The sequence below is a fragment of the Rhodococcus sp. X156 genome, assembly GCF_004006015.1.
GTDB lineage: Bacteria > Actinomycetota > Actinomycetes > Mycobacteriales > Mycobacteriaceae > X156.
Map to the genome: position 1 here is coordinate 976,463 of NZ_CP034766.1, position 18,512 is coordinate 994,974.

An 18,512-nucleotide genomic window follows, 5' to 3' on the forward strand; every position below is an offset into this window, starting at 1 on the left:
GATGAGCACCGGCAGGGTCGTCCTGGTCACCGGGGCCAGTCGCGGCATCGGCCGGGAGGTCGCGCTGAGCTTCGCCCGCGCCGGCTTCGACGTGGCCATCACCGCCCGCACGGTGCACGAGGGCGAGGGTGCCGTGGCCCCGCGGACCCGGTCGGACCCCGCCGGTCCCATCGCGGTGCCGGGCAGCCTGGACACCACCGCCGCCGAGATCACCGCGTGCGGGGTGCGGGTGCTGCCGGTGCCGATGGACCTGCTCGACCTTGCCTCGGTGCGGGCCGCCGGTGCCCGGGTGCTCACCGAGTGGGGCCGGGTGGACGTGCTGGTGAACAACGCCTACGCGCAGACCGCGGGCAACATGGACCGGCTGCTGGAGATCGACCTGGCCGACGCCGAGGCGATGGTGCGCGGCAGCTACCTGCACCAGCTCGCCCTCGTCCAGCAGGTGCTGCCGGCGATGGTGGCGGCCGGTGGCGGAGTGATCGTCAACCTGGCGTCGGGCTCGGCCACCACGGACCCGCCCGCCGCACCCGGCGAGGGTGGCTGGGGGCTGTCCTACGCCGCGTCCAAGGCCGCCTTCGGGCGGCTGGCCGGCGCGATCAACGCCGAGTACCGCAGCCACGGGGTCACCGCGCACAACCTCAGCCCCGGCTTCGTCATCACCGAGAGCGGGCGGGCCCGCGGCGGCACCGACGCCATCGAGAAGGCCGGCGCCACTGCTGTACCGGCCACGATGGCCGCGGACGCTGCCGTGTGGCTGGCCACCTCGCCGCAGGCGGACCGCTTCCTCGGCACGGTGGTCTCCGCGCCGCGACTGGTGCGGGAGCTGGCCGAGACACCGGCCGAAGACGTGGCACCGACAGGGAAAGAGGACCACTGAGATGACGTCCGACATGAAGATCGGCATGGTGATGCCGGTGGAGCTGGGGCAGGCCGGCGAGCCTGAGTGGATCCTGCGCTTCGCCAGGGCCGCAGAGTCGCTGGGCTTCCACGAGGTCTCCGCGGTGGAGCACTCCGTGGTGATCTCCCAGACCACCAGCACCTACCCGTACTCGCCCACCGGCAAGTCGCACCTGCCCGACGACTGCAGCCTGCCCGACCCGCTGGAGCTGCTGTCCTACCTGGCGGGGGCCACCACCACCCTGGGCCTGGCCACCGGCGTGCTGGTGCTGCCCAACCACAACCCGGTGGTGCTGGCCAAGCGGCTGGCCACCCTGGACCGCCTCTCCGGCGGGCGGCTGCGCATCTGCCTGGGGCTGGGCTGGATGCGCGAGGAGGTGGAGGCCTGCGGCGGTGACTTCGACCGGCGCGGCAAGACCGCCGACGAGGCGATCGCGGTGATGCGCGCGCTGTGGGCCGGCACCGACCCGGAGGGCGTCAGCTTCGACGGCGACCACTACTCCTTCCGCGGCGCGCACAGCTGGCCCAAGCCGGCCCGGGAGCACCGCGTCCCGCTGTACGTCGGTGGGCACAGCAAGGCGGCGGCCCGGCGCGCCGGACGGCTGGGGGACGGCTTCCAGCCGCTGGGCCTGGGCGGCGACGACCTGGCCGCGGCCGTGGCCGTCATGCGCGAGGCCGCCACCGGCGCGGGCCGGGACCCGCAGGAGGTGAGCCTGGTGCTCGGCGCGGGCCTGCACCGACTGGACGAGGCCAAGCTTGACTGGGCCCGCTCCCTGGGCTCCGACCGCATCCTGGTGTCGGCGTCGGGTCGGGCAGACAGCCTGGACAAGGTGATCGACGAGATGGCGGAGTGCTCAGCGCGGCTGGGCCTGGTGTGACGAGGCGGCTCAGCGCAGCAGGGTGACCGGGCGGTCCTCGGACAGGTCCACCACCAGCTCGCGGCGGCCGATGCGCCAGCCGTCGGCCACCCGGCGGTAGGTGTCCTGGTAGCGGAGGAACAGCACGTTGTCCCGGGTCTCCTCCCCGCGCTGGTAGAGGTGGTGGGCGGCGCAGTACGTCTCGCCGTGCGCCGTGTCGGGGTGCTCGCCGGCCTCGGCCAGCACCTGCTGGCTGACCACGTGGTGGGTGCCCAGCAGGTGCCCCGTCGCCTGCAGCAGGCCGGCCGCCACCGCCTCGGCGCCGACGATCTCCGCGCTGCGGCCCTTGCGGACGAGGGCAGCGGGCTGCACCAGCACCGCGTCGTCGGTGAACAGCGCCAGCAGCGCCGCCTGGTCGCGCCGGTCCACCGCCTGGGCGTAGCGGCCGGGCAGGTCGACCAGGGCCAGCTGGTCTGCGAGCGTGCGCGTCATCGGTGCGGTCTCCTGTGCTGGGCGGGTGTGACTGGAGGGGTGTGCCTGGAGGGGTGTGCCTGATGGGTGTGACTGCCATCTCAGCCGGTCGGGGCGTCGCCAGGCGAGCGCCCCTTCCGCTCACCGAGACACCGCACGGCGGGGGCAGGAGCGGCTGACTAGCGTCCGGGAGAGATGCGCGTGGTGGCCCCAGCGGCGCCGTGCCAGGTCTGGGTTGCACCGGTGATGAGGAGAGTGGTCATGGATCTGCGGGAGACGACCGAGCAGCGGGAGCTGCGCAAGGAGCTCCGGGAGTACTTCGCCACGCTCCTGCCCGAGGAGAAGCGACGCGCTGCCGGTGAGGGCGGTGTCGGTGGCTCCAGCTTCCGCGAGATCGTGAAGCTGCTGGGCAAGGACGGCTGGCTGGGCATCGGCTGGCCCACCGAGTACGGCGGCCAGGGTCGCTCCATCGAGGAGCAGTTCATCTTCTTCGACGAGGTGCAGCGCGCCGGTCTGCCGTTTCCCTTCGTCACCGTGAACACCGTCGGCCCCACGCTGATGAAGTACGGCACGCAGGAGCAGAAGGACCGCTACCTGCCCGGCATCCTGGCCGGCGACATCGTCTTCGCCATCGGCTACACCGAGCCCGAGGCGGGCACCGACCTGGCCTCGCTGAAGACCCGCGCGGTGCGCGACGGCGACGAGTGGGTGATCGAGGGCTCCAAGATCTTCACCAGCGGCGCCAACACCGCCGACTACGTCTGGCTGGCCGCCCGCACCGACGCCGAGGCGCCCAAGCACAAGGGCGTGTCCATCCTCATCGTACCCACCGACGACCCCGGCTTCTCCTGGTCGCCCATCGAGACCGTGGGCGGGCTCAAGGTCACCGCCACCTACTACAGCGGCATCCGCGTCGGTGACGGCGACGTCGTCGGCGACGTCAACGGCGGCTGGCGGCTGATCACCGCCCAGCTCAACCACGAGCGCATCGGCCTGGCCGCCATCGGCGGGCGCACCTACGGCCTGTGGCACCAGGTGCTGGACTGGGCCAAGGAGACCGGCGCGATCGAGCTGCCCTGGGTGCAGGCCGACCTGGCCCGCACGCACGCCAAGCTCGAGGCGATGCGGCTGCTGAACTGGAAGATGACCAGCGCCGTCGCCGCCGACACCCTCTCCGGTGCCGACGCCGGTGGCACCAAGACCTACGGCACCGAGACCCACATCGACGTCTACCGCACCCTGCTGGGCATCCTCGGCGCGGCCGGGCGCATCCGCCCGGAGTCCCCGGGCGCGGTGCTGGCCGGGCAGATCGAGCAGATCTCCCGCCAGGGCGTGGTGAACACCTTCGGTGGCGGCGTCAACGAGGTGCTGCGCGACATGGTCGCCACCATCGGCCTCGGCATGGCACGAGAGAAGAGGGTGAAGTGAGCGACTTCCTCACCAGGCTCAAGGCCTTCGAGGGCAAGACCCTGGTTCCCGCCACGTGGGGACCGGACGCGGTGAACACGCCGATGATCCGCCACTGGGTGGAGACGATGGGCGACACCAACCCGATCTACCTGGACGAGGCCGCGGCCAAGGCCACCGGACGTCCCGGCGTCGTGGCCCCGGCGATGATGCTGCAGGTCTGGACCATGAAGACCTTCGCCGAGAAGATGGCCGCCAACGCCGCCGCGGAGAGCGGTGCCGGCACCGGCGAGCCGTCGGTGGCCGAGCAGCTGCAGGCGGTCCTGGACGAGGCGGGCTTCACCTCCGTGGTGGCCACCGACTCCGACCAGGAGATCGTCCGCGAGCTGCGCCCCGGTGACGTGGTCAGCACCACCGAGGTGGTGGAGTCCATCTCGGACGAGAAGAAGACCGGCCTGGGCACCGGCCACTTCGTCACCACGCTGCGCACCTACCGCGACGCCGACGACGAGGTGGTGGGCACCCAGCGCTGGCGCCTGCTGCGCTTCAAGCCCACCGAGGCTGCCGCGTCCACCGAGGCTGCCGCGCCGGCACCCGAGCGTGCGCTGCGCCCCCGCCCGGCGCTCAACCAGGACAACCTCTTCTGGTTCGAGGCGGCCAAGGAGCACCGGCTGGTCATCCAGCGCTGCACCAGCTGCGGCACGCTGCGCCACCCCACCGGCCCCATGTGCGGGCAGTGCCAGTCGCTGGACTGGGACACCGTGGACGCCTCCGGGCGCGGGGTCGTCTACAGCTTCGTGGTCAACCACCACCCCAAGATCGATGCCTTCGACTACCCGCTGGTGGTCGCCGTCATCGAGCTCGAGGAGGGGACCCGACTGATCGCCAACATGACACACGTCCAGCCCGACGAGGTGACGATCGGCATGCCGGTCGAGCTGGACTGGATCGACGCAGACCCGGAGCTGACGCTTCCCGCGTTCCGGCCGGCCGCAGGAGAGAGCATCTGATGGACTTCACCCTGAGCGAGGAGCAGGAGGCCATTCGCGGCCTCGCTGCCGACATCTTCACCGGCAAGGCCACCACCGACCGGGTCAAGGAGGTCGAGAAGACCGCCGAGAACGTCGACCGCGAGCTGTGGCGCGAGCTGGCCAACAGCGGCCTGCTGGGCATCGCGCTCCCGGAGGACCTCGGCGGCGGCGGCCTGGGGCTGGCCGAGCTGTACGTGCTGCTGGAGCAGCAGGGCCGCCACGTGGCCCCGGTGCCGGTGTGGCCGCACACGCTGGCCGCGCTGGCCATCGCCGAGCACGGCACGCCCGCGCAGCGCACCGAGCTGGTCCCGGCCGCGGCCGAGGGCAGCATCATCCTGACCGTGGGTCTGGAGGAGTTCGGCACCTTCACCGACGGCGCCCCCACCGTGTCCGCCCGCCAGGACGCCGACGGCCAGTGGCGCCTCAGCGGCGCCAAGGCCGTGGTACCGGTGACCCACGTGGCCCACCGCGCCGTGGTCTCGGCCAGCACGGACACCGGCCCCGCGCTGTTCCTGCTCGACCTGGCCGCCGAGGGCGTGCAGGTGGAGCAGACGGTGTCCACCACCCACGAGGTGTGCGGCAACGTGGACCTCAGCTCCGCCCCCGCCGAGCTGGTCGGCGCCGCCGACGGCAGCACGGTGTCCTGGCTGCTCGACCGGGTGGAGCTGGCGCTGGCCGCCATCGCGATCGGCGTCGGCGACGGCGCCGTGCGCCAGGCCGTGGACTACCTCAACGGGCGCCACCAGTTCGGCAAGCCGCTGGCCACCTTCCAGGCCGTCGCCCACCAGATGGCCGACTGCTACATCGACCTGGAGGCCATGCGGGTCACCCTGTGGCAGGCCGCGTGGCTGCTGTCGGAGGGCCTGGACACCGGCACCTCGGTGCTGGTGGCCAAGTGGTGGGCCACCGACGGTGGACAGCGCGTGGTTCACCGCACCCAGCACGTGCACGGCGGCATCGGCGTGGACACCGACTACCCGGTGCACCGCTACCTGCTGTGGAACAAGCAGATCGCCGCGACCCTCGGTGGCGCCAGCTCCGACCTCGCCCGCCTGGGCGCGCAGCTGGCCGCCGGTGTCGAGGTGGCCTCGTGAGCGCCACCGCCGCAGCGCTGCAGGGCCGCAGCTACGACGACGTCCAGGTGGGGGAGCAGCTGCCCGAGCTGGCCGTCCCGCTCACCCGCACGCTGATCATCGCCACGGCGCTGGCCACCCGGGACTTCCAGGACGTTCACCACGACCCGACGCTGGCGGCCGAGCGTGGCTCCCGGGACATCTTCATGAACATCCTCACCAGCAACGGCCTGGTGGGCCGCTACGTCACCGACTGGGCCGGGCCGCAGGTCTTCCTGCGTCGGGTGAACATCCGGCTGGGTGCGCCCAACTACCCCGGCGACACCATGACCATGAGCGGTGAGGTGGTGTCCAAGCAGGACGGCGCCGTCGAGGTGAAGGTGGTCGGGGCCAACAGCCTGGGCAACCACGCCAGCGGCACCGTCACGGTCGTCTTCCCGACCGGCGCCTCCGCGGTCGCCACCGAAGGAGCGAACAGCTGATGGCTCCCAGCCCCCTGTCCGGCGCCGCCGCCATCGTCGGCATCGGCGCCACCGAGTTCTCCAAGGCTTCCGGGCGCAGCGAGCTCTCGCTGGCCTGCGAGGCCATCGTCGCCGCGCTGGCCGACGCCGGCATCGATCCGTCCGAGGTGGACGGGCTCTCCACCTACACCGCGGAGACCAACGGCGAGGTGCTGGTCGCCCGCAACTGTGGCCTGGGCGAGCTCAAGTTCTTCTCCCGCATCGGCTACGGCGGCGGCGCCGCGTGCGCCACCGTGCAGCAGGCGGCCATGGCCGTGGCGACCGGCGTGGCCGACGTGGTGGTCTGCTACCGCGCGTTCAACGAGCGCTCCGGGGTCCGCTACGGCCTCGGCCAGCACGACCGCCCGCTGGACAGCACCGCCGACCGGGCCGCCTACGCCTGGCTGACCCCGCAGGGGCTGTCCACGCCCGCGCAGTGGGTGGCGATGTTCGCCCGCCGCTACATGCACCAGCACGGTGCCACCAGCGAGGACTTCGGCCGAGTGGCCGTGGTGGCGCGCAAGCACGCGGCCAACAACCCCAAGGCGTGGTTCTACGAGCGCCCCATCACGCTGGCCGACCACCAGGCCTCGCGCTGGATCGCCGAGCCGCTGCACCTGCTGGACTGCTGCCAGGAGACCGACGGTGGCCAGGCGCTGGTCATCGTCTCCGCCGAGCGGGCCAAGGACCTCAAGCACACCCCCGCCATCATCAAGGGTGCGGCGCAGGGCTCGGGCAAGGACCAGCACATGATGACCAGCTACTACCGCCCGGACATCACCGGCATCCCGGAGATGGGCCTGGTCGGCCGGCAGCTGTACAGCCAGAGCGGGCTTGGCCCGGACGACGTGCAGGCCGCCGTCCTCTACGACCACTTCACCCCGCTGGTGCTCCCGCAGCTGGAGGAGCTGGGCTTCTGCGGCGTGGGGGAGGCCAAGGACTTCATCGCCGACGGCAACCTGGAGATCGGTGGGCGCCTGCCCAGCAACACCCACGGCGGCCAGGTCGGCGAGGCGTACCTGCACGGCACCAACGGCATCGCCGAGGCGGTGCGGGTGCTGCGTGGCACGTCCACCAACCAGCCCGAGGGCGTGCAGAACATGGTCGTCACGGCGGGCACCGCGGTGCCCACCAGCGGCCTGCTGCTCGGCCTGGCCTGAGCCCGGTGAGCACCACCACCGGCCTGGACCCACGGCCGGCGGGGGAGTGGGCCGGCACCGCGCTGGGCACCCGCACCGTCGCCTACGACGAGCGCGACGCGATCCTCTACGCGCTCGCCGTGGGCGCGGCGGCCACCGACCTCGACCTGGTCTTCGAGCGAGACCTGCGGGTGCTGCCCACGTTCGCGCTGTCCCTGGCGCAGTGGGCCCCGGACGCGCTGGGCTCAGCCGGCGGCTTTGACACCCGCACCTCGGTGCACGGGGCGCAGGAGCTGACGGTGCTCAAGCCGCTGCCCCGCTCCGGTGAGCTCACCATGTCCGCCTCGGTGGGGCAGGTGTGGGACAAGGGCGCGGCCGCGGTGTTCGAGGTCGCGGTGGAGAGCGAGTACTTCGTCGCCACCTGGTCGATCTTCGGCCCCGGCAGCGGTGGCTTCGGTGGCGAGCGCGGACCGGGCAAGCCGCCGGCGCCGAGCACGCCGCCCACCGACAGCCGCGCGCTGCCCACCTCACCACGGCAGGCGGTGCTCTACCGGCTCACCGGCGACCGCCACCCCATCCACGTCGACCCGGTGGCCGCCGCGGGCATCGGGCAGCCGCGGCCGATCATGCACGGCCTGTGCACCGTGGCGACGGCGATGCTGGGGGCCGCTGACGCCCTGGGCGCGCACCCGGCGGACCTCGCTGCCCTGGCTGGACGCTTCGCCGCGCCCGCCTTTCCCGGCGACACCCTGCGGCTGGACCTGTGGCAGCCGCAGGCCGGCCCGCTGGCGTTCGAGGTGCACGGACCCGACGGCGCCGCCGTGGTCAGCGCCGGCCGCCTCGCCTTCGCCTGACCCGAGCACCCCCCTCCGTCAACCCCTCTGGAGCGCACCCATGAGCACCGACTCCTCCCGCACGCTCGAGGGCAAGGTCGCCCTGATCACCGGTGCCGGACAGGGCGTGGGGCAGGGCATCGCCTTCGCCCTGGCCCGCCGCGGAGCGGCCATCGCGGTGGCCGGGCGCACCGAGCAGAAGCTGCTGGACACCTGCAAGGAGATCGAGGCGTTCGGCGGCCGGGCCGAGCCGGTGGTCTGCGACGTCAGCGTCGCCGCGCAGGTGGCCCCGGCCGTGGAGCGCACCGTGGAGCTGCTGGGCGGGCTGGACATCTTGGTGAACAACGCCAACTCCTCGGCCCTGGGGAGCCTGCTGGAGATCGACGTGGACCTGCTGGAGAAGGCGTTTGCCACCGGGCCGCTGGCAGCGCTGCGGCTGATGAAGGCCTGCCACCCGCACATGAAGGCCGCCGGCGGCGGAGCGATCATCAACATGGTGAGCTCGGCGGCGGTGCGCTGGGACACCAGCGGCTACGGCGCCTACGCCTCGGCCAAGGAGGCCATGCGCTCGCTCACCCGCACCGCGGCCAGCGAGTGGGGGGTCGACGGCATCCGGGTGAACGCCGTGGCGCCGCACGCGCTCTCGCCCGGCCTGAAGTGGTGGACGGAGAACCGCCCGGAGGAGGCTGCGGAGTTCGTCAAGACCATCCCGCTCGGCCGCATCGGTGACTGCGAGCAGGACATCGGCCGTGCGGTCGCCTTCCTGGTGGGACCCGACGCGGGGTACCTGAGCGGGGCGACCATCCCGCTCGACGGTGGTCAGGCCCGCTGGTCCTGACCCCGGCACGATCCCACTGAGCGGAATCCGGTGCCGCCGGGCTGATCTTTGCCACAAGATGGCGCATACCGAACGGGAAAGTGACCTGCGTCACTACGCCTGTTGCCGTGCAGGTGTGCCCCGTGGAGGTTTCCGGATGCTGCGTCCCCGTAAGAGCGTGGCCCGCCTTGGGCGCCTGGTGGCGGTAGCCCTGGCCGGCAGCGTGCTGCTGGCCTCGTGCGCCAGCACCAACGACGACGCCGACGGCGGTGCCGGCGCACCCGCCCCGGCCCCCGAGGCGGGGCTCGTCGGCAACCAGGACAACAGCGGGACGCCCGTCAAGGGCGGCACCATGACCTTTGCCCCCTACGGCTTCGTCGCCAGCCTGGACCCCACCAAGGCGCTGCCCGCCGGTGCCACCGGTGGCACCGAGGAGGCGGCGGTCTACGACCTGCTGATGCGCTACGACCACGACCGCAAGTCCTACGTGCCCAAGCTGGCCAAGTCCCTCGAGGTCAGCGACGACCAGCTGACCTGGACGCTCACGCTGCGGGAGAACATCACCTTCAGCGACGGCACTCCGCTGGACGCGGCCGCGGTGATCGCCAGCATCAACCGGTACAACGCCGGCCGCGGCTCGCTGAACGAGGTGTGGACCAGCACCGTCACCTCCGTCACGGCGACCGACCCGCAGACGGTGTCGATCACCGTGAACCAGCCGTACTCCGAGCTGCCGGCGCTGCTGGCCACCGGCCACGGCATGGTCCTGGCCCCGGCCGCCTACCGGGACCCCGCCAAGTTCAACCCGATCGGGGCGGGGCCGTTCACGGTGGAGCGCTTCACCGCCAACAACGAGCTGGTGCTCAAGGCCCGACCGGACTACTGGGACGGTGCGCCCCACCTGGAGCGGCTGCGCTTCGTGGCCATCAACGGCGAGCAGGCCAAGGCCGATGGGCTGAAGTCCGGTGGCAACACCGCGGCCTACCTGCGCAGCGCGGTGACCGTGGACGAGACCCTCAACGCCGGCTACCCCGGCTTCGTGGACGCCCCCGCGCTGAGCGCGACCGCCCAGATCAACACCCGGGCCGGCAAGCCCGGCGCCGACCTCACGGTGCGCCAGGCCATCGCCCACGCGGTGAACGAGAACGTCTTCAACGAGCGGGTCTGGGGCGGCAAGGGACTGCCCGGCCGCGACGTGTTCCCGGCGCACTCCGCGTGGAACACCGACGTCAAGGGTCTGGCCCACGACCCGGCCAAGGCCAAGGCGCTGCTGGAGGAGGCCAAGAAGAAGGGCTACGACGGCAGGCTCACCTACCTCGGACTGAACGAGCCGGCTGCGCAGCAGAGCGCGCTCGCCGTGCAGGCGATGCTCCAGGCCGTCGGCTTCACGGTGGACATCGCCTACGCCAACAACCTCACCGAGCTGGTCAAGAAGATGTACGTCGACCACGACTTCGACATCACCTACGGCGCATACAACGTCCAGGACGCCGCGCCGTTCACCCGGTTGAAGCCCGCCCTCACCACCGGGGCGTCCAACAACATCATGGGCTACAGCGACCCCGGGATGGACGCGCTGCTGCTCAAGCTGAAGAGCGCCGACGGCGACGACGCCAAGCGCACGGTGCTGGGCGAGATCCAGCAGAAGATCAACGACACCGTCCCGGTGGTGCCGATCGGGGCCTTCAAGACCTTCATCGCCTGGCAGCAGAACCTGCACGGGGTCAGCCCCAGCTCGGACGGCATCATGCTGTTCGAGAAGGCGTGGCTCACGCCCTGACCGGCCGCTCCGGTGTCCCACTGAGCGGAATCCGCCGCCGCCAGGCTGATCTTTGCCACAAGATGGCACCTGCCGAACAGTAATAGTGAAACGCGTCATAACGCTGCTGTTCCCCCAACTCACGTGTCGCCTGTGGAGGGTCTGAATGCTGCGTCCCCGAATGAGTCTTGGTCGCGCTGGTCGCCTGGTGGCGGTAGCCCTGGCCGGCAGCGTGCTGCTCGCCTCGTGCGCCAGCACCAACGACGAGGCTGACGGCGGTGCCGGCGCGCCGGCCGCGGCTCCGGTGACGGGGCTGATCGGCAACCAGGACGACAGCGGCACGCCCGTCAAGGGCGGCACCATGACGTTCGCGCCCTACGGGTTCGTCACCAGCCTGGACCCCACCAAGGCGCTGCCCGCTGGTGCCACCGGTGGCACCGAGGAGGCGGCGGTCTACGACCTGCTGATGCGCTACGACCTGGGCACCAAGCAGTTCGTGCCCAAGCTGGCCAAGTCCCTCGAGGTCAGCGACGACCAGCTGACGTGGACGCTCACGCTGCGGGAGAACATCACCTTCAGTGACGGCACCCCCTTCAACGCTGCTGCCGTGCTGGCCAGCATCAAGCGCTACAACGCCGCTCGTGGCTCGCAGAACGAGGTGTGGACCAGCACGGTCACCTCCGCCACCGCGACCGACCCGCTGACCATCAAGCTCACCGTGAACCAGCCGTACTCCGAGCTGCCGGCGCTGCTGGCCACCGGCCACGGCATGATCCTGGCCCCGGCGGCGTACCAGGATCCGGCCAAGTTCACCCCGATCGGGGCGGGGCCGTTCACGGTGGAGCGGTTCGCGGCCAACAACGAGCTGGTGCTCAAGGCCCGCCCGGACTACTGGGACGGTGCGCCGAACCTGGAGCGGCTGCGCTTCGTGGCCATCAACGGCGAGCAGGCCAAGGCCGATGGGCTGAAGTCCGGTGGCAACACCGTGGCCTACCTGCGCAGCGCCATCACCGTCGACGAGGTGCTCAACGCCGGCTACCCCGGGTACGTCGACGCGGCCGGACTGACCTCGATCCTGCAGATCAACTCTCGGGCCGGCAAGGCCGGCGCCGACCTCACGGTGCGCCAGGCCATCGCCCACGCGGTGAACGACCAGACGTACAACGAGCGGGTCTGGGGCGGCACGGGGCTGCTCGGACGGGAGGCCTTCCCTGCGCACTCCAAGTGGAACACCGAGGTCGACGGCCTGCCGCACGACCTCGCCAAGGCCAAGGCGCTGCTGGAGGAGGCCAAGAAGAAGGGCTACGACGGCAAGCTCACCTACCTCGGGCTGAACGAGCCGTCGGCGCTGCAGGGCGCGCTCGCGACGCAGGCCATGCTGCAGGCCGCCGGGTTCACCGTGGAGATCAGCTACGCCAACAACCTGACCGAGCTGGTCAAGAAGATGTACGTCGACCACGACTTCGACATCACCTACGGCGCCTACAGCGTGCAGGACGCGGCTCCGTTCACCCGACTGATGCCGGCGTTCACCACCGGGGCGTCCAACAACATCATGGGCTACAGCGACAAGGGCATGGACGAGCTGCTGCTCAAGCTGAAGAGCGCTGACGGCGACGACGCCAAGCGAGCGGTGCTGGGACAGCTCCAGCAGAAGATCAACGACACCGTCCCGGTGGCGCCGCTGGGTGCGTTCAAGACGTTCATCGCCTGGCAGCAGAACCTGCACGGGGTCCGCCCCAGCTACGACGGAATCATGCTGTTCGACAAGGCGTGGATCACCCCCTGACCGGCTCCGCCCGCAACACCTGCCATCAGCTCGTCACAAGAATCAGGAGGGGAACGCTCACATGGTGAGGACTGTCCTCAAAAAGCTCGGAGAGCTGCTGGCGGTGCTGTTCATCGTCAGCCTCGGCACCTTCGGGCTGCAAGCGCTCATCCCGGGCGATGCCGCCGTCACCCTGGTGGGTGAGGGCAAGCCGCCGGAGGAGTACCAACGGGTGCGCGACGAGCTGGGTCTGGACGACCCGTTCTTCCAGCGCTACTGGGACTGGCTGTGGGGCGCGCTGCACGGCGACCTCGGCCAGTCGCTGGTGCCGCCGCAGGACGAGATCACCGACCGCATCGGTGCGGCGCTCCCGGTGAGCGTGCAGATCGCGGTGATGGGCATCTTCCTGGCCCTGGCCTTCGCAGTGCCGCTGGCGCTGTGGTCGGCCAGGCACGCGGGCGGGCTCATCGACCGGGTGATCAGCGCCGGCACGTTCGCGGTGCTCTCGGTGCCCAGCTTCCTGGCCGGCCTGCTGCTGATCATGGTGGTGGTCAACGACCTCGGCTGGTTCCCGCGCTCGCAGTGGGTGCGCCTCAGCGAGGGGCTGGGCGACAACCTCTACCACGCGATCCTGCCGGCCATCACCATCGCGCTGCTGGAGATGGCGATCTTCATCCGAGTGCTCCGCAGCGACCTGATCACCACGCTGCAGGAGGAGTACATCACCGTCGCCCGAGCCAAGGGCATGTCCAACAAGCACATCCTGCTCAAGGACGCGCTGCGGCCGTCCTCGTTCTCGCTGCTGACCATGATGGGTCTGGCCCTGGGCTCCATGATCGGCAGCACCGTCATCGTCGAGACGCTGTTCTCCCTGCCCGGCCTCGGCACGCTCATCGTGCGGGCCGCCCAGCAGGGTGACATGCCCATGGTGCAGGGGGCGGTCCTGCTGATCGCCGTGCTGTACGTGGTCATCAACGGCGTCATCGACGCCCTCTATGGATACCTCGACCCGAGGAGCCGTCGTGCCCACGTCTAGCACTGCACCGGACGCGCTCGAGCCCGACCAGGTCGGCGAGCTGAGCAGCGTCATCGCGGGGGACAAGACCCTGCCCGACCCCGCCCAGCCGTCCGGCTCGGCCCGGCGCAGCTACCTGGTCGGCGCCGGTCTGCTGGTTGCCGGAATCGCCCTGGTCCTGGTGGGTGCGCTCGGAGTCCAGATCATGGTCGCCGTCCGCGTCCTGCTGGCCCTCGTGGGCCTGGTCCCGCTGTACAAGGGGATGCAGATCATCTGCCGCAGGCGGTTCGGGGCCCGCTTCGACCTCACCTTCTGGCTGTGCTGCACCTGGCTGGCGGTGCTGGTGGCCGCGGCGATCTTCGCCCCGCTGCTGCCGCTGGCCGAGCACGCGGACACGGTCAAGACGATCGCCGACCCCAGCTTCGCCTCGCCGGAGCTGTTCTCCGCGCACCCGCTGGGCACCAACAACTTCGGCCTCGACCTGCTCTCCCGGGTGATCTACGGGGCCAGGGCGTCGCTGGTGGTGGCGTTCTCCGCTGCGCTCATCGGGATGCTGGTGGGTGGTTCCATCGGGGTGCTCGCCGGCTACCTGCGCGGCAAGGTCGACACCGTGGTGGGCGTGCTCACCAACTCGCTGCTGGCCGTGCCCGCGCTGATCCTGCTGATCGCCCTGGCCTCGGTGCTGGCACCGACCATGCGCAACGTGGCGCTGGCGCTGTCCGTGCTGGCCATCCCGTCGATGATCCGGCTGGCCCGCGCCAACACGCTGACCTTCGCCCAGCGCGAGTTCGTGCTGGCCGCCCGGGCGATGGGCGCCACCCGGTGGCGGGTGATGTTCCGCGAGCTGGTGCCCAACGTGGTGCTCCCGGTGGCCTCGCTGGCCATGGTGATGATCTCGGTGCTCATCGTGGCCGAGTCGTCGCTGAGCTTCCTGGGCCTCGGCATCCAGCCCCCGCAGCCCACCTGGGGAAACATGATCGCCGAGGGTGAGGGCGGGGTCTTCGAGAAGCACCCGCACATCGTCCTGGTGCCCGGGCTGGTGCTGTTCCTCACCGTCTTCGCCTTCAACCTGGTGGGCGAGAAGGCCCGCCAGCGCGTCGGTTCCCAGCAGGAGCAGGTGCTCACATGACCACACAGTCCACGACAGCCACCGAGCCTCTGCTGCGGGTGGAGAACCTGCAGACGGCCTTCACCACCGAGCGCGGCGTGCTGCGCGCGGTGGACGGGGTCTCGCTCACCCTCAACCGCGGGGAGACCCTCGGCATCGTCGGTGAGTCCGGCTCGGGCAAGTCCGTGCTCGGGCGCACCATCATGGGGCTCACCTCCAACAGCGGCAGCACCCGCGTCACCGGCACGGTGTCCTTCGACGGCCGCGACGTGCACGCCATGAGCAGCGCCGAGCACCGTCGGCTGTGGGGGCCCCGGGTGGCCATGGTGTTCCAGGACCCGATGACTGCGCTCAACCCGTTCAAGCGGATCGGCGTGCACCTCACCGAGTCGCTCAAGGTGCACCTGGGGCTGCGCAAGGCCGAGGCACGCAGCCGGGCCACCGAGCTGCTGCGCAAGGTGGGCATCCCCGACCCCGCCCGCCGGCTGGACCAGTACCCGCACGAGCTCTCCGGCGGCATGCGCCAGCGGGTGGTCATCGCCATGGCGCTGGCCTGCGACCCCGAGCTGCTCATCGCCGACGAGCCGACGACCGCGCTGGACGTCACGGTGCAGAAGCAGATTCTGGACCTGCTGGAGTCGCTCAACGACGAGCTGGGCATGGGCGTCATCCTGATCAGCCACGACCTCGGGGTGGTCGCCGGCCGCGCTGACCGGGTGGCGGTGATGTACGCCGGGAAGGTGGTGGAGACCGCCGCCGCCGGTGAGGTGTTCAACCACCCGCGGCACCCGTACACGGAGGCGCTGCTGGCCTCCATCCCGCGGCTGGAGCAGCCGGCGCACACCCGGCTGGCCACGATCGGTGGTGGGCTGCCGGACATGACGCGCCCGATGCCGGGCTGCCGCTTCGCCGCCCGCTGTCGCTATGCCCAGCCCACCTGCCTGGAGAAGGAGCCGGACTTGCTGCCCTCACCCACCGTGGACGCGGCGGCGACGCCGCACAGCCACGCCTGCTTCTTCCCGGTCGGCACCCCCGAGGGGGAGCAGGCGCTGTCCGCCAACGCGGCGGCCGGCACGACCGCTGCCGGTCGCGAGCTGGCTCGGCCGGAGGTGGTGGCATGAGCGGCACGGACGTCGTGACCAGCCCGGCCGCGTCGCTGCCCACCGAGCAGGCGCCGGTGCTGGTGGTGGACGACCTGGTGGTGGAGTTCCCCGTCGGCCACGGCCAGACGGTGCACGCGGTGTCCGGGGTGAGCTTCACCCTGGGCGCCGGAGAGACGCTGGGCATCGTGGGGGAGTCCGGCTGCGGCAAGTCCACCGTGGGCAAGGCCATCATGCAGCTGCCCTCGCCCACCTCGGGCTCGGTGCGGCTCAACGACACCGAGCTCACCACCCTCAAGCCGGGGGAGCTGCGCCGCACCCGCACCCAGCTGCAGATGATCCTGCAGGACCCCATCTCGTCGCTGAACCCCCGGCGCAAGGTGAAGCACCTGATCACCGAGGGTCCGTCGATCTGGGGCGAGAAGGACAAGGCGGCCATCGAGCGCCGTGCCCGGGAGACGCTCACCGCGGTGGGCCTGGACCCGGACGTGGTGTGGGAGCGTCGCCCCCGCGAGCTCTCCGGCGGACAGTGCCAGCGGGTGTGCATCGCGCGTGCCCTCATGCTCGAGCCGACCCTGATGATCTGCGACGAGCCGGTGTCCAGCCTGGACGTGTCGGTGCAGGCGCAGATCCTCAACCTGCTCGAGGACACCAAGAAGCGCTACGGCCTGAGCCTGTTGTTCGTCGCCCACAACATGGCGGTCGTGAAGAACATCAGCGACCGCATCATGGTGATGTACCTGGGCAAGGTCTGCGAGATCTCGCCGTCGGACGGGCTGCAGGAGCAGGCGCTGCACCCGTACACCCGGCTGCTGCTGGCGTCGGTGCCAGGCCCGCGGACCCCGGGCGTCGAGGACGAGGCGCACGAGGTGGTGGGTGAGCTTCCGTCACCGCTGAACCCGCCGAGCGGCTGCCGCTTCCGCACCCGGTGCCCGCTGGCCACCGACCGCTGCGCGCAGGAGGAGCCGCTGCTGCGCCCGGTGGGGGAGAACCACCTGGTGGCGTGCCACCACGTCTGACCCGCTGTTTTCTGTCGTGATTCGGTTACCTGTGGAGGAAAAAACATGGCTCGACTAGCGCTCGTGCGCCTGGCCGGCGTGGCGATGGCGGGCAGCTTGCTGCTCGCGGGGTGTGCCGGGGGTGGATCTGACGACGACACCGCGGCCTCGCCCAGCGGTGACCAGGAGATCCAGCTCGGCCTGGTGGGCGACCAGCCCGACGGCGGGGACCCGGTGGCGGGAGGCACGCTCACCTTCGGCACCCAGGCCGCGGCCGCGACCATGGACCCGGCCAAGACCGCCGCACGCGGTTCCTCCGGTGGGTCGGAGCTGGCCGCGGTGTACGACGTGCTGGTCCGCTACAGCTCCGCGGACAAGAAGTTCGTGCCGCAGCTGGCCAAGTCGTTCGAGGCCAGCGCGGATGGGTTGACCTGGACGCTGAAGCTGCGCGAGAACGTGAAGTTCAGCGACGGCACCCCGCTGGACTCCGCCGCGGTGCTGTGGAGCTGGGACCGCTACACCCAGAACCGCGGCAACGGCAGCGAGCTGTGGAAGATGAACCTGGACAGCGCGGTGGCGGCAGACCCGTCCACCGTGGTGGTCAAGCTCAAGAAGGCCTGGCCCGAGCTGGAGGCCATGATGGCCCTGGGCCAGGGCATGATCGTGGCGCCCACCTCGATGAAGTCCGGCACCTTCCAGCCGATCGGCGCGGGTCCGTTCGTGCAGGAGCGCTACGCCCCCAACGAGGAGCGAGTGCTGGCCGCGCGTGCTGACTACTGGGGCGGCAAGCCGTACCTGGACAAGCTGCGGTTCGTGGCGCTCAACGGTCCCCAGGCCACCTGGGAGTCGCTCAAGAGCAACCAGCTGCAGGTCGGCTACCTGCGGGCCAGTGCCACGGCGATCTCGGACGCGCGGGCAGCGGGCCTGCCCGGCTACCTGAGCTTCCTCAACGCCGGAAGTGCCGAGATGATCAACAACCGGGAGGGCCGTCCGGGAGCCGACGTGCGGGTGCGGCAGGCCATCGCCTACGCCACCAGCCCGACCGCGGTCGACGACCGGGTGGACGAGGGCAAGGGCCGGCCCAGCTCGGGCCTGTTCGACCCGTCGTCGCAGTGGGCAGGCGACGTCAAGCCGGTCGCACACGACCCGGAGAAGGCCAAGCAGCTGCTGGCGGAGGCCAAGAAGGACGGCTACAACGGCGAGCTGAAGTACGTGGTGCTGCAGGAGCCGCGCGACCGGGCCATCGGCCTGGCCGTGCAGGCGCAGCTGCAGGCAGTGGGCTTCACCGTGACGATCATGCCGGCGAACAGCGCCGAGGACGTGGTGAACAACGTGTACATCAAGCGGGACTTCGACCTGGCGCACGCTGGGCTGGGCCTGTACGAGGACATCCCGTTCCTGGGTCTGTACACCACGCTGCAGAGCGCGTCGCCGTCCAACGTGGTCGGCTACAAGGACGCCCAGATGGACACCCTGCTCGGCGAGCTGCAGGCTGCGGGCACCGTGGACGCCAAGAAGGCGGTCATCGGCAAGATCCAGCAGCGGGCCAACGAGTCGGTGCCGTCGGTGAGCCTCGGCGCCATTCCGTCATACATCGCGTGGCAGAAGAACGTGCACGGCGTGACGCCGCACGCCACCGACATCATGCTGTTCGACAAGGCGTGGATGAAGCCCTGACACGTCAGCGCTGACGGTGTGCGGCCGGTTCCCCTTGCGGGGGACCGGCCGCACGCCGTTGT

The 18,512-nt window shown here is 70.9% G+C and carries 17 protein-coding genes; 16 read left to right on the forward strand and 1 reads right to left on the reverse strand.

The genetic code is table 11. The features are described 5' to 3' along the window. The first annotated feature begins 1 nt into the window (after position 1). Together ELX43_RS04665 and ELX43_RS04670 are read left to right on the forward strand one after the other, a co-directional pair. On the forward strand, positions 2-877 hold the full coding sequence (locus ELX43_RS04665) for an SDR family oxidoreductase (protein ID WP_127782348.1): 876 nt from the start codon (positions 2-4) through the stop codon (positions 875-877). Positions 878-890: 13 nt separating this feature from the next. Beyond that, entirely contained in the window at positions 891-1,775 is an 885-nt protein-coding gene (locus tag ELX43_RS04670) for an LLM class F420-dependent oxidoreductase (protein ID WP_127784679.1), read from the forward strand. A 9-nt stretch (positions 1,776-1,784) separates the two neighbouring features. On the opposite strand, the gene ELX43_RS04675 is transcribed toward ELX43_RS04670, so the two are convergent. Then, positions 1,785-2,246, reverse strand: coding sequence for a nuclear transport factor 2 family protein (locus ELX43_RS04675; protein ID WP_127782349.1), 462 nt, complete (start codon positions 2,244-2,246; stop codon positions 1,785-1,787). Positions 2,247-2,486: 240 nt separating this feature from the next. On the opposite strand from ELX43_RS04675, the gene ELX43_RS04680 reads away from it, so the two are divergent. The 14 genes from ELX43_RS04680 (at position 2,487) to ELX43_RS04745 (ending at position 18,450) form a co-directional block, all read left to right on the forward strand. Next, a complete protein-coding gene (locus tag ELX43_RS04680) occupies positions 2,487-3,653 on the forward strand; it encodes an acyl-CoA dehydrogenase family protein (protein WP_127782350.1) in 1,167 nt (388 codons plus the stop codon). After that, on the forward strand, positions 3,650-4,642 hold the full coding sequence (locus tag ELX43_RS04685) for an OB-fold domain-containing protein (RefSeq protein ID WP_127782351.1): 993 nt from the start codon (positions 3,650-3,652) through the stop codon (positions 4,640-4,642). The genes ELX43_RS04680 and ELX43_RS04685 overlap by 4 nt, the downstream gene beginning before the upstream one ends. Then, the gene (locus ELX43_RS04690; RefSeq protein ID WP_127782352.1) at positions 4,642-5,757 is read left to right on the forward strand and encodes an acyl-CoA dehydrogenase family protein; all 1,116 of its coding nucleotides are present in this window, start codon (positions 4,642-4,644) and stop codon (positions 5,755-5,757) included. The genes ELX43_RS04685 and ELX43_RS04690 overlap by 1 nt, the downstream gene beginning before the upstream one ends. Next, positions 5,754-6,218 carry a MaoC family dehydratase gene (locus ELX43_RS04695; protein ID WP_127782353.1) on the forward strand — a complete coding sequence of 155 codons (465 nt, stop codon included), beginning with the start codon at positions 5,754-5,756 and terminating at the stop codon, positions 6,216-6,218. The genes ELX43_RS04690 and ELX43_RS04695 overlap by 4 nt, the downstream gene beginning before the upstream one ends. Beyond that, a complete protein-coding gene (locus ELX43_RS04700) occupies positions 6,218-7,396 on the forward strand; it encodes a lipid-transfer protein (protein ID WP_127782354.1) in 1,179 nt (392 codons plus the stop codon). Before ELX43_RS04695 ends, ELX43_RS04700 begins: the two co-directional genes overlap by 1 nt. 5 nt (positions 7,397-7,401) lie before the next feature. Next, positions 7,402-8,229 (forward strand): MaoC/PaaZ C-terminal domain-containing protein, encoded by an 828-nt coding sequence (locus tag ELX43_RS04705; protein ID WP_241249786.1) that lies wholly within the window; start codon positions 7,402-7,404, stop codon positions 8,227-8,229. A 40-nt stretch (positions 8,230-8,269) separates the two neighbouring features. Then, entirely contained in the window at positions 8,270-9,046 is a 777-nt protein-coding gene (locus ELX43_RS04710; RefSeq protein WP_127782355.1) for an SDR family oxidoreductase, read from the forward strand. Between the two features lie 136 nt (positions 9,047-9,182). Further along, positions 9,183-10,805 (forward strand): ABC transporter substrate-binding protein, encoded by a 1,623-nt coding sequence (locus ELX43_RS04715; protein ID WP_127782356.1) that lies wholly within the window; start codon positions 9,183-9,185, stop codon positions 10,803-10,805. A 145-nt stretch (positions 10,806-10,950) separates the two neighbouring features. Then, positions 10,951-12,573, forward strand: coding sequence for an ABC transporter substrate-binding protein (locus ELX43_RS04720; protein WP_241249787.1), 1,623 nt, complete (start codon positions 10,951-10,953; stop codon positions 12,571-12,573). Positions 12,574-12,634: 61 nt separating this feature from the next. Next, a complete protein-coding gene (locus ELX43_RS04725; RefSeq protein WP_127782357.1) occupies positions 12,635-13,588 on the forward strand; it encodes an ABC transporter permease in 954 nt (317 codons plus the stop codon). After that, a complete protein-coding gene (locus ELX43_RS04730; protein WP_241249788.1) occupies positions 13,575-14,696 on the forward strand; it encodes an ABC transporter permease in 1,122 nt (373 codons plus the stop codon). Before ELX43_RS04725 ends, ELX43_RS04730 begins: the two co-directional genes overlap by 14 nt. Continuing rightward, positions 14,693-15,796 (forward strand): ABC transporter ATP-binding protein, encoded by a 1,104-nt coding sequence (locus ELX43_RS04735; protein ID WP_127782359.1) that lies wholly within the window; start codon positions 14,693-14,695, stop codon positions 15,794-15,796. Before ELX43_RS04730 ends, ELX43_RS04735 begins: the two co-directional genes overlap by 4 nt. Further along, on the forward strand, positions 15,793-16,794 hold the full coding sequence (locus ELX43_RS04740; RefSeq protein WP_127782360.1) for an oligopeptide/dipeptide ABC transporter ATP-binding protein: 1,002 nt from the start codon (positions 15,793-15,795) through the stop codon (positions 16,792-16,794). The genes ELX43_RS04735 and ELX43_RS04740 overlap by 4 nt, the downstream gene beginning before the upstream one ends. Positions 16,795-16,839: 45 nt before the next feature. Next, complete coding sequence (locus ELX43_RS04745) at positions 16,840-18,450, forward strand: ABC transporter substrate-binding protein (RefSeq protein WP_127782361.1); 1,611 nt, start codon at positions 16,840-16,842, stop codon at positions 18,448-18,450. Positions 18,451-18,512 lie beyond the last annotated feature (62 nt).